Below are 13,987 nucleotides of genomic sequence, written 5' to 3' on the forward strand. Positions count from 1 at the left end.
GGCTTGCCCGCGATGACTGAGTCACATCCAGCATTAATGGTGACTGACCCAACGCTATCGCGGGCAAGTCGGATCGCCGCACCGCCGCTCCCACAGGTTTTGTGGCGTTCAATCAATAATCAAAAAATACCGTCTCGGCATCCGTCCCCTGCAGAATCACATTCCACTGATAAACACCCGCCGCATCCTTTTTCGCCAGCAAGGTGCTGCGACGTTCGGCAGGCACGCATTCCAGCAGCGGATCCGCCACGTTAGCCGGTTCGCCATCAAAGTAAATCCGCGTCAGCAAGTGCTTCACCAACCCACGAGCAAACACCAGCACCACCAAATGCGGCGCCTGGGTCGTGCCCTTCAGGCCTTCCACTGTGCCCGGCTTGATCGTGGTAAAGCGGAAGCGCCCTTCTGCATCCACCGGCACCCGGCCAAACCCTTCGAAGTTCGGGTCCAGGGGTTTGTCCTGATCGTCTTCGGGATGGTCGTACTTGCCGGCGGCGTTGGCCTGCCAGACTTCGAGCATCGCATCGTTGACGAAGTCGCCGTTGCCATCGACGACTTGCCCGGTGATTGCCACGCGCTCGCCGAGGGTCTGTGCGACGGTCAGGTCTTCGCGGTTCAGCCAGGTCAGGCCAATGTGGTAATACGGCCCGACGGTGTGGGACGTGGTCGCGTTCAGCGTCATCTTATTTCTCCATCGGCGTGGCATCGCGGCCGCGCAAGACGATGTCCCAGCGATAACCGAGGGCGTAGGAAGGGATGGTTTTTTCCAGATCGAAACTGGCGATCAGACGCTCTTTGGCGCTGGTATCGGGCACGCAGTTGTAGATCGGGTCGTAGGCCAGCAATGGGTCGCCCGGGAAATACATCTGGGTCACCAGGCGCGTGAGAATACTCGGCCCGAACAGTGAGAAATGGATGTGCGCCGGGCGCCAGGCGTTGTGGTGGTTACCCCACGGATAGGCGCCAGGCTTGATGGTCTGGAACTGATACCAGCCATCGGCGTCGGTCACCGTACGGCCGGTGCCGGTGAAGTTCGGGTCCAGCGGTGCGTCGTGCAGGTCGCGCGCATGGGCGTAGCGACCGGCAGAGTTGGCCTGCCAGATTTCCACCAGAATGCCCGGTACCGGCAGACCGTTTTCATCCAGCACACGGCCGTGAATGATGATCCGCTCACCCAGTGGTTCGCCCGAGTGCTGGGCAGTCAGGTCGTTGTCCTGCTCCTGGATGCGCTCGGCGCCAATGGTCGGGCCGGTGATTTCCGACAGCGAATGAGGCAAAAACACCAACGGCTTGGACGGCGAGCGAAGGTTGGTGGATTGATAAGGAGGGTGCAGGTATTCCGGCTGAGTGCCCGCCTGCGGGCGACGGTAACCAGGTTTGTCAGTCATTGCGCTTTCCTCAGTTCTTATTAGTCGACGCTTTTAATTCACAGTCAGCGTGTCAGACCCGTTCGATCGCCAAGGCCAGACCCTGGCCGACACCGACGCACATGGTCGCCAGGCCTTTCTTGCCACCGGTTTTTTCCAGATGATGCAGCGCGGTCAGTACCAGGCGTGCACCGCTCATGCCCAGCGGATGGCCCAAGGCAATGGCGCCACCGTTCGGGTTGACCTGGGCCGCGTCATCCGCCAATCCCAGTTCACGCAGCACGGCCAAGCCCTGGCTGGCGAAGGCTTCGTTGAGTTCGATTACGTCGAAATCGCTGACCGCCAAACCCAGGCGCTCAGTCAATTTGCGCACCGCTGGCACCGGGCCGATGCCCATCACCCTGGGTGCGACACCGGCACTCGACATGCCCAACACGCGAGCGCGGGCAGTCAGGCCATGTTTCTTCACCGCGTCGCCGGAGGCCAGAATCAACGCCGCCGCACCGTCGTTCACGCCGGAAGCGTTGCCGGCGGTGACGGTTTTGTCCGGGCCGTTGACCGGTTTGAGTTTGGCCAGGGTTTCCAGTGTCGTATCAGCGCGAGGATGCTCGTCCTGCGTGACGACGCTTTCACCCTTCTTGTGGGCAATGCGCACTTCGACGATTTCTTCGGCGAAAAATCCTGCGGCTTGCGCGGCGGCCGTGCGTTGCTGACTGCGCAGGGCGAACGCATCCTGATCGGCGCGGGACACCTGGTAGTCGTCGGCCACGTTATCGGCGGTCTGCGGCATCGCATCCACGCCGTATTGGGCTTTCATCAACGGGTTGATGAAGCGCCAGCCGATGGTGGTGTCTTCCAGCTTCATGTTGCGCGAGAACGCCGCATCAGCCTTGCCCATCACGAACGGTGCGCGAGACATGGACTCGACGCCGCCGGCGATCGCCAGCTCCATCTCGCCACTGGCGATGGCCCGGAATGCTGTGCCGATTGCGTCCATGCCCGAAGCGCACAGGCGATTGAGGGTCACACCTGGAATGGTTTCCGGCAGGCCTGCCAGCAGCAACGCCATGCGTGCCACGTTGCGGTTGTCTTCGCCGGCCTGGTTTGCGCAGCCGAGGAACACCTCGTCCACCGCGTTCCAGTCCACCGACGGGTTGCGTTCCATCAACGCCTTGATCGGCACGGCGGCAAGGTCATCGGCGCGAACCGCCGACAAGCCACCGCCGAAACGGCCGATGGGGGTGCGAATGGCGTCGCAGATATAAACGTCACGCATCAGGCTTCTCCAGGTGCTTGGCCGTGGGCCGCCGCGGTGCGGGCTTCTAGATCGCGCAGCGCGGTTAGTTCGACCTCGGTTGGCTCGGCGGTATTTTCCACCTGATCGGCAAAACGAATTGCCCAACCGGTGGCAGCAATCACTTGCTCGCGGGTCACGCCTGGATGCAGCGCGGTCACCACGAATTCATGGGTGCCGGCTTCAGGCTCCATGATGCACAGGTCGGTAATAATGCCAACAGGACCGGCGCCCGGCAGGCCGAGACGCTTGCGTGAATCCCCACCCTCACCATGGCCGACCGAGGTAATGAAGTCGAGTTTGTCGACAAAGGAACGCGCCGACTGCTTGAGGATGATCAGCACGCTCTTGGCGGAACCGGCGATCTCCGGCGCGCCACCGGCACCCGGCAGGCGAACTTTCGGCTGATGGTAGTCACCCACCACCGTGGTGTTGATGTTGCCGAAGCGGTCGACTTGCGCGGCGCCGAGAAAACCGACGTCAATGCGCCCGCCCTGCAACCAGTAGCGAAAAATCTCACCGGTCGGGACGACGGTGTCGGCGGTTTCCGCCAGCTCACCGTCACCGATCGACAGTGGCAATACGCTCGGCTTGGCACCGATCGGACCCGATTCGTAGATCAGGACAACGTCTGGCGAGGAAGTCAGACGTGCCAGGTTGGCGGCTTTCGACGGCAGGCCGATACCGACGAAGCACACCGAACCGTTTTTCAGACGGCGGGCGGCGGCAACAGTCATCATTTCATTGGTGGTGTAAGTCATTACTTGGCCTCCGAAGCAGCGGCCAGCTTGGCCTGGAACTCACTGAAGTCAGCGCAACCGTGGATGTACTCATTGATCCACGCGGTGAAGGTTTCACGGTCGCGGGCAATCGGGTCCCAGGCCTGGTAGAAGCGGTTGTCGCGCTCGGTGTAACCGTGGGCGTAGGACGGATGCGCGCCGCCTGGTACGTGGCAGACCGCGCTCAAGGCCCAGGTCGGCAGCACGCAAGCGTTCATCGGCGCATTGAGGTCGTCGACGATTTCTTCGACGGTGACGATGCAGCGTTTGGCGGCCAGCGCGGCTTCTTTCTGCACGCCGAGAATGCCCCACAGCAGCACATTGCCTTGACGGTCAGCTTTCTGCGCGTGAATCACGGTAATGTCGGGGCGCACCGAAGGCACCGCCGCCAGCACTTCGCCGGTGAATGGGCACGTGACGGTTTTGATCAGCGGGTTGACCTTTGGCAGGTCGGAACCAGCGTAGGCACGCAGCACCGCGAACGGTAAGCCCGAAGCGCCCGCGACGTAGGCATTGGCCAGGTCGGCGTGGCTGTGTTCTTCAATTTCCAGCGCATGCGGCCACTGCCTTTCGACCGCGTCACGCAGACGGTGCAGCGAGCCCACGCCCGGGTTACCGCCCCAGGAGAAGATCAGCTTGCGAGCACAACCGGCACCGATCAACTGGTCGTAGATCAAGTCGGGCGTCATCCGCACCAGGGTCAGATCTTTCTTGCCCTGCCGGATGATTTCGTGACCGGCCGCCGTAGGAATCAGGTGAGTAAAGCCTTCGAGCGCGACGGTATCGCCGTCGTTGACGAACTGCTTTACCGCGTCATGCAGCGAAAGGATTTCAGCCATGGGGCAGGCTCCCGTTTTGTTATGAACCGACAGTGGTAGAAAAAGGCGCGAGATTCAGCGCCGGAATGACTGAAGAGTAAGCCCCTGGAAAACGCCAAACAATCCGATAATCGACTGAGTGTTCGTTTATCGAACAGATTGTTATCTCCCTACCGATCTCCTGCGCCGATCGTTTCCCACGCTCCGCGTGGGAACGATCACATCTCGGAAATTGCCCTCAGGTCGCATCCGCATGGCTGACCATGCCTTTGATCACCACCGCTGTGGTCGCCAACGCGGCTGGAATCACCAGCGCCGTCAGCACCTGTTCGAAATTCCAGCCCAGGCCCAGCAACGTTGCTCCCATCCATGCACCGAGAATCGCGCCGAAACGGCCAATCCCGAGCATCCACGACACACCGGTCGCCCGCCCTTGAGTCGGGTAAAACCGCGCCGCGAGCGACGGCATCGCCGATTGCGCACCGTTGACGCACATCCCGGCCACCAGCACCAGGGTTGCCAGCAATGTGATGCTGCCCAGGCTCTGCCCTACCGCGTAGGCAAACACCCCGGCGAATAAGTAGAAAATGCCGATGACCTTGTGTGGATTGAACCGGTCCATCGCCCAGCCCACGCCCACTGCGCTCAACACTCCACCGAACTGGAACAGCGCACCAATGAATGCGGCCTGCTCCATGCTCGCGCCGCTGTCACGCATCAGTGTCGGCAACCAACTGGTCAGCAGGTAAACGATCACCAGGCCCATGAAGTACGTCAGCCACAGCAACAACGTGCCTGTGCTGTAGGTGCCGGAGAAGATCACCGCAAACACATTGCGGGCCTTCACGGTTTTCTGTTCCGGCACCCTGAAGCTCGAAGCTTGGGCCACCAGCGTCGGGTCGATGGGTGCCAGGGCCTTGCGCACTTTGTCCGTGCCACGATTGCGCACCACCAGATAGCGCGCCGATTCCGGCAACCAGAACAGCAAGACGACGGCGAGAATCAGCGGCAGAATCCCACCGATCATCAACAGGCTGTGCCAGCCGAAGGCCGGGATCAGTTTGGCCGAGATGAACCCGCCACCGGCCATGCCAAGGTTGAAGCCACAGAACATGCTGGTCACCAGCAGGGACTTTTTGCGCTCCGGGGTGTATTCGGACAGCAGTGTGGTGGCGTTCGGCATGCCGGCGCCCAGGCCCAGGCCGGTGAGGAAACGCAGCACCAGCAGCTGATCGACGTTGGTGCTGTAGGCCGAGGCCAGGCTGAACGCGCCGAACAACAGTACCGCGCCCACCAGTACGACTTTTCGCCCAAAGCGGTCAGCCAACGGGCCGGAACCCAAGGCGCCGAAGACCATCCCGATCAACGCCGCACTCATCACCGGGCCGAGACTGGCGCGATCGATGCCCCAGTCCAGGGACAGTGCCGGCGCGATAAAACCCATGGCCGCGGTGTCGAGGCCATCGAGGAAGACAATCAGGAAACACAGGATCACCACCCGCCATTGGTAGCGCGAAATGGGTTGAGCGTTGATGAAGGACTGCACGTCGAGGCAGTTTCCTACAGCAGACTGAGGCTGGTTCATTATTTTTATTCCACGCAAAGAACGCAGTCGAACAGGTGTCAGCGGGGGCTGACGCTGTCACAAGAAAAGGAGGTCGGGATCAGGCAATTCGGTTTCGGCAGCTAAACCGGTGGGAACGGCGACAGTCGGGAAACGTGCGCATGACGATGCCTCTTCTCATTATTATTGGGGCGTGATCCGGCGGCTGAAGGCCAACGAGTGCCGGATGACGCTGCCGCGACATTAATGATCCAAGGGAAAGAGCGTCAATTCGATAAACGCGACTCTGTGCGTTTATCGAACAGCTTAGGCAAAGAGTTGCGCGCTCAGATCACGACTGGCGCTTAGCAGGCCGGGCAGGAAACGCTGTTCCAGCTCGCTGCGACTGACCCGGCCGGCATGGGTGCTGACGTTTAACGCCGCCACCACTTGCCCGGAAGCGTCGTACACCGGAACGGCAATCGAGCGCAGGCCCTGCTCCAGTTCCTGATCAACGATGCACCAGCCTTGTTGCCTTACCTCTTGCAGGCATTCGAGCAACGCCTCGGGGGTATGCAAGGTGCGACTGGTCTTGGCTTGCAGCTCGGCATGGTCGAGGTACTCGCGCAGCGACGTATCGTCCAGCGCGGCGAGAAGAATCCTGCCCATGGATGTGCAATAGGCCGGCAGTCGCCCGCCCACCGAGAGGTCGACGGAAATCAGCCGCTGGGTGGTCGCCGAGCGCGCAATGTACAAAATGTCATCACCTTCCAGCGTGGCCATGTTGCAGGCCTCGTGCAGTTGCTCGCTCATGCGGTCCAGATACGGCTGGGCAGACACCGCCAATGGCGTCGACGACAAATAGGCATGGCCCAGGGTCAGTACTTTGGGCAGCAGCGAATAAGTACGCCCATCGGTGGTGGCGTAGCCGAGCTTGATCAGCGTATGCAGGCAACGTCGCACTGCGGCGCGGGGAATTTCCGTGCGATGGCTGATCTGCGCAATCGTCAGGTGCCGCTTGCGCTCCTGGAACGCCTGCACCACCGCCAAACCACGGGCCAGGGAGGTCATGAAATCCGGGTCACCGGTCAGGGCCTGGATTCGCTTGGCGGGCGAGGCAACGATCGGCGGTGCCACTGAAGCGAAGGAATTGCGCATTTGATCGTTCATATCAGGTTGTTTCCCACACGGATCAGCGACTATTACAAGCGGCCCCCGGTCTGACACACAAGCCATCGGCCACCAAGATTGGGCGATTATCGAACCATAGGCCGATAATCGCAATCAATGGCTGCTTATGGTGAGCCATACTGCTTTCAGTCCCTATGCAATACGTTTGTTATTTTCGGTCATGATTTAAAGAAGCACAGGTGTACTAATTTGTTCGGCTTAATGGCGCCAGAAAGTCACCGCTGTAACTGGCATCACGGCACTGTAGTTACCGGTAAAAGTTTGCGAGTAACAAAACAATCACACACGAGGAACTACTTTTAACTCTCAAGAGATAGTGTTCTTCGGATCGACCGCTATAATACATCTCAGTGGCGACCGGTTTTTTACGTGCCGATTCCGCCAACCGGCAGCGCAATATCCATTGTCGCTGTCCGCAGCAAGCGCCTGACGCTCATTTCATATGCTCCGCCAACGCGCTCGCTGAAACAGGAGACTGATGCTACGTCAGCTGTTTTTCTCTGGTGCCGTGGCCGCCTGCAACAAAGGACGAATTGATTGCTCCGAGGGAACGATGCCGTGTCAGGTATTGTCCCTTCAACGAGCGTGGTCAATGAATCAATGCAGCGCGTTTCACCAGAATTAATCTCAACTCAATCAGGTAGCACTGTGACGAAAGACGAACTGCGCGCGGAACTTGAGCGCCAGGAACAACGTTACAAGGAAGTTTACGGCGGGGAAGTCACCACCTACGCCGCTCAGCCCGAACCCGAACGCAAACCCTGGCGTAAACGCGCCACCGTTCAGGACCAGGCCTTCTCCCAGGAATTGCAGAAGATGGAAAAGGAACTCAAAGCCGAAGAGCCATGACCGCCTCGGCTTGAATCCTTTCAAGAGCCTGCGTCTGCACCCGTTAAAAGCGGGTTGTATGGATGTTGCTTTTCGCGCCCGCTACAAGCGGGCAGCGGTCCCCCTCATCCGTTGGATGAGGCAAATGGCTCCTGTCTGGCGCTCTTCCAAGATATTTCACACAAGCGTTCAAGTCTCTCGCTCCGTCGGGAGAAACCCTTGTGGCTACGGCCTTTCCAAGTAAATTCAACGACTTGTAAAACCCTGAAAAAACCCGCCCCCTGGGGGATTGCCACAAATTAATTCGTTGAAGAATGTTACCGATGAGCAGCAAGTGCATCGATTAGCAGTCTTTTCTGGCATAATCGCGCCCCCTTACGACCGGGTCAGAAAACCTTCATGATCGATTTATTCAGCGGACTGGATGCTTGGGTGCTTGTGAGCCTCTTGCTCGCCCTGGCCTTTGTCCTCGCCTTCGAGTTCATCAACGGCTTTCATGACACCGCAAACGCGGTGGCCACTGTTATCTACACCAAAGCCATGCCGCCTCATCTGGCGGTGTTCTTTTCCGGTGTGTTCAACTTCCTCGGCGTGCTGCTGGGCGGTGTGGGCGTGGCGTATGCCATTGTCCATTTGCTGCCGGTAGAACTGCTGATCAATGTGAACACCGGTCACGGACTGGCCATGGTGTTCTCGTTGCTCGCCGCCGCCATCACCTGGAACCTGGGTACCTGGTACTTCGGTATCCCGGCCTCCAGCTCCCACACGCTGATCGGTTCGATCCTCGGTGTCGGTCTGGCCAACGCCCTGATCAACGACATTCCGTTGGCCGATGGCGTGAACTGGCAGAAGGCGATCGATATCGGTGCGTCCCTGGTGTTCTCGCCGATGGCCGGTTTCCTGATCGCAGCCCTGGTGCTGATCAGTCTTAAGTGGTGGCGTCCGCTGTCCAAGATGCACAAGACACCGGAACAGCGCCGCAAGATCGACGATAAGAAACACCCGCCGTTCTGGAACCGTCTGGTGCTGGTGATTTCGGCGATGGCAGTCAGCTTCGTGCATGGCTCGAACGATGGCCAGAAAGGTATCGGCCTGATCATGCTGGTGCTGATCGGTATTGTGCCGGCGCAGTTCGTTCTCGACCTGAACAGCACCACCTACCAGATCGAACGGACTCGCGATGCGACCCTGCACCTGAGTCAGTTCTACGAGCGTAACCGCGAATCCCTGGGTGAGTTCCTGGCACTGGGCAAAAGCGTGAAAGGCGATCTGCCGGAGAAATTCCGTTGCAACCCGCAACAGACCGAACCGACCATTTCAGCGCTGCTTGGCACCCTTAAAGGTGTAGCCGACTACCATTCGTTGCCGTCGGAAAGCCGCATCGAAGTACGTCGCTACCTGCTCTGCCTGGACGACACCGCGAAGAAAGTCGCCAAGCTGCCTGGTCTCGCTGCTCGTGAAAAAGCTGACTTGGACAAACTGCGCAAAGACCTGACCACCACCACCGAATACGCCCCGTTCTGGGTGATTCTGGCGGTCGCACTGGCTCTCGGCCTGGGTACCATGGTTGGCTGGAAACGCGTGGTACTGACCATTGGCGAGAAGATCGGCAAGCAAGGCATGACTTACGCCCAAGGCATGTCGGCGCAGATCACCACCGCGTGCATGATCGGCGCGGCAAACATCTTCAGCCTCCCGGTTTCCACCACCCACGTGCTGTCTTCAGGCGTGGCCGGTACCATGGTCGCCAACAAAAGCGGTCTGCAAGGCGGTACCGTCAGAACCATCCTGCTGGCCTGGGTCCTGACCCTGCCAGCCACCGTGGCCCTGTCGGCCGGCCTGTTCTGGCTGGCGTCGAAGGCACTGGGTAGCTGATACACCGCTACTGAAAAAGGCGCGTTCCGTGAGGTTCGCGCCTTTTTTATTGCTGCAATTTTCGCTACACCAGCGATCCCTGTGGGAGCGGGCTTGCCCGCGATGACGGTGGCAGATCAGACATTGATGTAACAGACATACCGCTATCGCGGGCAAGCCCGCTCCCACAGTGGTTCGGTGTACACCTGATAGATTTTCGCGCACAAAAAAAAAGGGCGACCGAAGTCGCCCAAAATGCCTTGCGTGCTCATTGCTCCAGAAAGACCTACGGTTTTTTCCGCTTGTGCGAATCCTTCCAGATAAAAAATCCAAACCCTGCAAAAAACAGAACCATGAGGCCGACAGTCAGCACCCCGGCGATCACCACGTTGTCGAAAAACATGACTGGCCTCCTGCACTTGCCCTGTTGCGATGGGGCTAAGTTAACCAATCAGGCAGGAGAGAAAATTGACCGGGATCAATGCCGCCCGAGACAGGCGTAAAAGGAAGGGAAATAACTGACCTGCATCAACCGATGCAGGGTGTTTCAACGCTTTTTCGGTTTGTTCTTCGGCTTTTTCTTCGCTTTGCCCAGCGGCATCGCCTGCTCGAATGCCTGGCGTACTTCGTTCAGACGCTTTTCATTTAGGTCATGAACCCGCTTGGCGCGTTCGGTGTTGAGGTCAATCAGCTTGTCATCTTGGCTCATGGCGTTCAGTGCATCGCTTGGAAATGAATTCAACTGCCGGCTAAAGGCGACAGGATTACGCCAATAATGCGGTCTGGCGCGGACGCTGACCAGTGATCCAACACTTCAGATCTCGATATCCACCCACAACCCCTGACGGGGCTGATCTTCCATCAACGGCACCACCGGTACGGTGTTGTCGGCATTGAGCTCATTACCGGGAATCGCCAGGTGCTCTTCAGGATCTTCATCGGCCTCACGACGGCGCCGCTCCCGTTCCTGCTGCCGACGCTGTTCCTCGCGCAGCTGCAGGCCCGCCTCTTCCGGGTCGCGCTTTTGCAGGTCGATGGTGCTTTCGTTGGAGCTTTCCTGCACCGCCACCACGGGCGGAATATCCGGGCGCTGGCGAATCGGATCCTGCTGTGACGTGATCGGCACGGCGCTCAAGGGGAGCATCGGTGGCAGCATATTATTAGTCTCCTGTCAGCAGGCTGTCGGCTGCGGGAATGGCGACTTGAGCCATCGGTCGAAAACTTGTGACCGACCTGGCATCGTAGGAGCTGGCGCAGCCTGCGATCTTTTGATCTTCATCTCCCGAAAAGTTCGCATCCTCCATCAACGGCGCATGTAATCCTTTGGCCCTGAAGGCTCATTCCGTTAAGATAGCCCGCTTTTTCAAGGTGGGAGTCAGGCAGCATGGCGCAGCAGTATCAACCGGGGCAACGCTGGATCAGTGACAGCGAAGCCGAGCTGGGTTTGGGCACCGTTCTGGCACAGGACGGCCGCTTGTTGACCGTGCTCTACCCGGCCACTGGCGAGACTCGCCAGTACGCGCTACGGAATGCGCCCCTTACCCGCGTGCGGTTTTCGCCGGGTGACAGCATCACTCACTTCGAAGGCTGGAAACTGACCGTCCAGGAAGTCGACGACGTCGATGGCCTGCTGGTCTACCACGGCCTCAATGCGCAGAACGAAGTGGTCACGCTGCCGGAAACCCAGCTGTCGAACTTCATTCAGTTCCGTCTGGCCAGCGACCGTTTGTTCGCCGGACAGATCGACCCGCTGGCCTGGTTCTCCCTGCGATACAACACCTTGGAACACACCAGCCGCCAGTTGCAGTCCTCGCTCTGGGGTCTGGGCGGCGTGCGTGCGCAACCGATCGCGCACCAGCTGCACATTGCCCGTGAAGTCGCCGACCGCATCGCGCCGCGCGTTCTGCTGGCAGACGAAGTGGGCCTGGGCAAGACCATCGAAGCCGGTCTGGTGATCCATCGCCAACTGCTCTCGGGCCGCGCTAATCGCGTGTTAATCCTGGTGCCGGAAAACCTCCAGCACCAATGGCTGGTGGAGATGCGCCGCCGCTTCAACCTGCAAGTCGCGCTGTTCGACGAAGAACGCTTCATCGAAAGCGATGCCGCCAACCCGTTCGAAGACACTCAGCTTGCATTGGTTGCTCTTGAATGGCTGGTGGACGATGAGAAGGCCCAGGACGCGCTGTTCGCGGCCGGCTGGGATTTGCTGGTGGTCGACGAAGCGCACCACCTGGTGTGGCACGAAGACCAGGTCAGCCCTCAGTACTCGCTGGTGGAACAACTGGCCGAAGTCATTCCCGGCGTCTTGCTGCTGACCGCGACCCCGGAACAACTCGGTCAGGACAGTCACTTCGCCCGTCTGCGCCTGCTCGACCCGAACCGTTTCCATGACCTGCACGCCTTCCGCGCCGAGAGCGAAAACTATCGCCCGGTGGCCGAAGCCGTTCAGGAGCTGCTGGACAAGGGGCGCCTGTCGCCTGAAGCGCACAAGACCATCCACGGCTTCCTCGGTAACGAAGGCGAAGCGCTGCTGACCGCCGTTAACGATGGCGATACCGAAGCCAGCGCCCGTCTGGTGCGCGAACTGCTGGACCGTCACGGCACTGGCCGCGTGCTGTTCCGTAATACCCGCGCCGCCGTGCAGGGTTTCCCGGAGCGCAAACTGCACCCGTACCCGCTGCCGTGCCCGGCCGAATACCTCGAACTGCCATTGGGCGATCACATCGAGCTGTACCCGGAAGTCAGCTTCCAGGCCCAGCCGGATGCCAACGAAGAAGAGCGCTGGTGGAAATTCGACCCGCGTGTCGAGTGGCTGATCGACACCCTGAAAATGCTCAAGCGCACCAAAGTGCTGGTGATTTGCGCCCACGCCGAAACTGCCATGGACCTGGAAGACGCCCTGCGCGTGCGTTCCGGCATTCCGGCCACGGTGTTCCACGAAGGCATGAACATCCTTGAGCGTGACCGCGCCGCCGCCTACTTCGCCGACGAAGAATTCGGCGCTCAGGTGCTGATCTGCTCGGAAATCGGCAGTGAAGGTCGCAACTTCCAGTTCTCGCACCATCTGGTGCTGTTCGACCTGCCGTCGCACCCGGACCTGCTGGAGCAGCGTATCGGTCGTCTCGACCGGATCGGCCAGAAGCACGTCATCGAACTGCACGTGCCGTACCTGGAAACCAGCCCGCAAGAGCGGCTGTTCCAGTGGTACCACGAAGCGCTGAACGCCTTCCTCAACACCTGCCCGACCGGCAACGCCTTGCAGCATCAGTTCGGCCCGCGCCTGCTGCCGCTGCTGGAAGAGACCGACGATGGCGAGTGGAAAGCGCTGATCGACGAGGCCCGCGCCGAGCGTGAGCGTCTGGAAGACGAACTGCACACCGGTCGCGACCGCTTGCTGGAGCTCAACTCTGGCGGCGCGGGTGAAGGTGATGCGCTGGTCGAAGCGATTCTCGAACAGGACGATCAGTTCGCCCTGCCGATCTACATGGAAACCCTGTTCGACGCCTTCGGCATCGACAGCGAAGACCATTCGGAAAACGCGCTGATCCTCAAGCCAAGCGAGAAGATGCTCGATGCCAGCTTCCCGCTGGGCGACGACGAAGGCGTGACCATCACCTACGACCGCAACCAGGCACTGTCGCGCGAAGACATGCAGTTCATCACCTGGGAACACCCGATGGTTCAGGGCGGCATGGACCTGGTGCTGTCCGGCTCGATGGGTAACACCGCCGTGGCACTGATCAAGAACAAGGCGCTGAAACCGGGCACCGTGTTGCTGGAACTGCTCTATGTCAGCGAAGTGGTTGCCCCGCGCTCGCTGCAACTGGGCCGCTACCTGCCACCGGCCGCCCTGCGCTGCCTGCTCGACGCCAACGGCAATGACCTGTCGGCCCGGGTGTCGTTCGAAACCTTGAACGATCAACTGGAAAGCGTGCCCCGCGCCAGCGCCAACAAGTTCATCCAGGCCCAGCGCGACCAGCTGACGCCACGGATCAACGCCGGCGAAGAGAAAATCACCCCGCGTCACGCCGAGCGCGTGGCCGAGGCGCAGCGTCGTCTGGCGGCCGATACCGACGAAGAACTGGCGCGCCTGACCGCCTTGCAAGCAGTCAACCCGACCGTGCGCGACAGCGAACTGGTTGCCCTGCGCAAGCAACGTGAGCAAGGCCTGGCCATGCTCGACAAAGCAGCGCTGCGACTGGAAGCGATTCGGGTGTTGGTGGCGGGTTAACACCCCTCCTCCACCGCTATAAAAAAGAAGGCCCGCAGTGATGCGGGCCTTTTTTGTTTTCTGAAGATCTGTGGTGAAACAACGG

At 59.9% G+C, this 13,987-nt stretch carries 13 protein-coding genes; 3 read left to right on the top strand and 10 right to left on the bottom strand.

Annotated features, from left to right (window positions below; translation table 11 throughout):
- Positions 1–112: 112 nt before the first annotated feature.
- The 7 genes from pcaG to pcaR all read right to left on the bottom strand — a co-directional run bounded on the left by pcaG (position 113) and on the right by pcaR (position 6,968).
- The gene (pcaG, locus tag PSH88_RS24040) at positions 113–679 is read right to left on the bottom strand and encodes a protocatechuate 3,4-dioxygenase subunit alpha (RefSeq protein ID WP_192344303.1); all 567 of its coding nucleotides are present in this window, start codon (positions 677–679) and stop codon (positions 113–115) included.
- Position 680: 1 nt separating this feature from the next.
- Positions 681–1,385: a protocatechuate 3,4-dioxygenase subunit beta gene (gene pcaH / locus PSH88_RS24045; RefSeq protein ID WP_305423062.1), complete on the bottom strand. Its 705-nt coding sequence runs from the start codon at positions 1,383–1,385 to the stop codon at positions 681–683.
- 52 nt (positions 1,386–1,437) lie between these two features.
- Positions 1,438–2,643, bottom strand: coding sequence for a 3-oxoadipyl-CoA thiolase (gene pcaF, locus PSH88_RS24050; protein ID WP_305427050.1), 1,206 nt, complete (start codon positions 2,641–2,643; stop codon positions 1,438–1,440).
- A complete protein-coding gene (locus PSH88_RS24055) occupies positions 2,640–3,419 on the bottom strand; it encodes a CoA-transferase subunit beta (RefSeq protein WP_305423063.1) in 780 nt (259 codons plus the stop codon). The genes pcaF and PSH88_RS24055 overlap by 4 nt, the downstream gene beginning before the upstream one ends.
- Positions 3,419–4,276 carry a CoA transferase subunit A gene (locus PSH88_RS24060; protein ID WP_018926877.1) on the bottom strand — a complete coding sequence of 286 codons (858 nt, stop codon included), beginning with the start codon at positions 4,274–4,276 and terminating at the stop codon, positions 3,419–3,421. Before PSH88_RS24060 ends, PSH88_RS24055 begins: the two co-directional genes overlap by 1 nt.
- Before the next feature lie 217 nt (positions 4,277–4,493).
- A complete protein-coding gene (gene pcaK / locus PSH88_RS24065) occupies positions 4,494–5,840 on the bottom strand; it encodes a 4-hydroxybenzoate transporter PcaK (RefSeq protein ID WP_305423064.1) in 1,347 nt (448 codons plus the stop codon).
- Positions 5,841–6,125: 285 nt separating this feature from the next.
- On the bottom strand, positions 6,126–6,968 hold the full coding sequence (gene pcaR, locus PSH88_RS24070) for a pca regulon transcriptional regulator PcaR (RefSeq protein ID WP_007903845.1): 843 nt from the start codon (positions 6,966–6,968) through the stop codon (positions 6,126–6,128).
- 669 nt (positions 6,969–7,637) lie between these two features.
- On the opposite strand from pcaR, the gene PSH88_RS24075 reads away from it, so the two are divergent.
- Positions 7,638–7,838 carry a hypothetical protein gene (locus tag PSH88_RS24075; protein ID WP_007903846.1) on the top strand — a complete coding sequence of 67 codons (201 nt, stop codon included), beginning with the start codon at positions 7,638–7,640 and terminating at the stop codon, positions 7,836–7,838.
- Positions 7,839–8,216: 378 nt separating this feature from the next.
- Positions 8,217–9,692 carry an inorganic phosphate transporter gene (locus PSH88_RS24080; protein WP_063342708.1) on the top strand — a complete coding sequence of 492 codons (1,476 nt, stop codon included), beginning with the start codon at positions 8,217–8,219 and terminating at the stop codon, positions 9,690–9,692.
- A 265-nt stretch (positions 9,693–9,957) separates the two neighbouring features.
- Here the strand turns inward: PSH88_RS24080 and ccoM are convergent, their stop codons facing one another.
- The 3 genes from ccoM to PSH88_RS24095 form a co-directional block, all read right to left on the bottom strand.
- A complete protein-coding gene (ccoM, locus tag PSH88_RS24085) occupies positions 9,958–10,074 on the bottom strand; it encodes a cytochrome c oxidase subunit CcoM (protein WP_007906619.1) in 117 nt (38 codons plus the stop codon).
- Between the two features lie 144 nt (positions 10,075–10,218).
- Positions 10,219–10,380 carry a hypothetical protein gene (locus PSH88_RS24090; protein ID WP_007906621.1) on the bottom strand — a complete coding sequence of 54 codons (162 nt, stop codon included), beginning with the start codon at positions 10,378–10,380 and terminating at the stop codon, positions 10,219–10,221.
- 105 nt (positions 10,381–10,485) lie between these two features.
- Positions 10,486–10,827: an aspartate-semialdehyde dehydrogenase gene (locus PSH88_RS24095; protein WP_305423068.1), complete on the bottom strand. Its 342-nt coding sequence runs from the start codon at positions 10,825–10,827 to the stop codon at positions 10,486–10,488.
- 228 nt (positions 10,828–11,055) lie between these two features.
- Between PSH88_RS24095 and rapA the strand changes: the two genes are divergently transcribed.
- Entirely contained in the window at positions 11,056–13,902 is a 2,847-nt protein-coding gene (gene rapA, locus PSH88_RS24100; RefSeq protein ID WP_305423070.1) for an RNA polymerase-associated protein RapA, read from the top strand.
- Positions 13,903–13,987: the final 85 nt, after the last annotated feature.

It is taken from the genome of Pseudomonas wuhanensis (assembly GCF_030687395.1).
Classification (GTDB): Bacteria; Pseudomonadota; Gammaproteobacteria; order Pseudomonadales; family Pseudomonadaceae; genus Aquipseudomonas; species Aquipseudomonas wuhanensis.

Excerpts from the sequence above, each read along its gene's own strand:
- PSH88_RS24095 (WP_305423068.1), bottom strand. The coding sequence starts at position 10,827 with ATGCTGCCACCGATGCTCCCCTTGAGCGCCGTGCCGATCACGTCACAG.
- PSH88_RS24055 (WP_305423063.1), bottom strand. The coding sequence starts at position 3,419 with ATGACTTACACCACCAATGAAATGATGACTGTTGCCGCCGCCCGCCGT.
- pcaR (WP_007903845.1), bottom strand. The coding sequence starts at position 6,968 with ATGAACGATCAAATGCGCAATTCCTTCGCTTCAGTGGCACCGCCGATC.
- pcaH (WP_305423062.1), bottom strand. The coding sequence starts at position 1,385 with ATGACTGACAAACCTGGTTACCGTCGCCCGCAGGCGGGCACTCAGCCG.
- PSH88_RS24080 (WP_063342708.1), top strand. The coding sequence starts at position 8,217 with ATGATCGATTTATTCAGCGGACTGGATGCTTGGGTGCTTGTGAGCCTC.
- pcaK (WP_305423064.1), bottom strand. The coding sequence starts at position 5,840 with ATGAACCAGCCTCAGTCTGCTGTAGGAAACTGCCTCGACGTGCAGTCC.
- ccoM (WP_007906619.1), bottom strand. The coding sequence starts at position 10,074 with ATGTTTTTCGACAACGTGGTGATCGCCGGGGTGCTGACTGTCGGCCTC.
- PSH88_RS24090 (WP_007906621.1), bottom strand. The coding sequence starts at position 10,380 with ATGAGCCAAGATGACAAGCTGATTGACCTCAACACCGAACGCGCCAAG.
- rapA (WP_305423070.1), top strand. The coding sequence starts at position 11,056 with ATGGCGCAGCAGTATCAACCGGGGCAACGCTGGATCAGTGACAGCGAA.
- PSH88_RS24060 (WP_018926877.1), bottom strand. The coding sequence starts at position 4,276 with ATGGCTGAAATCCTTTCGCTGCATGACGCGGTAAAGCAGTTCGTCAAC.
- pcaG (WP_192344303.1), bottom strand. The coding sequence starts at position 679 with ATGACGCTGAACGCGACCACGTCCCACACCGTCGGGCCGTATTACCAC.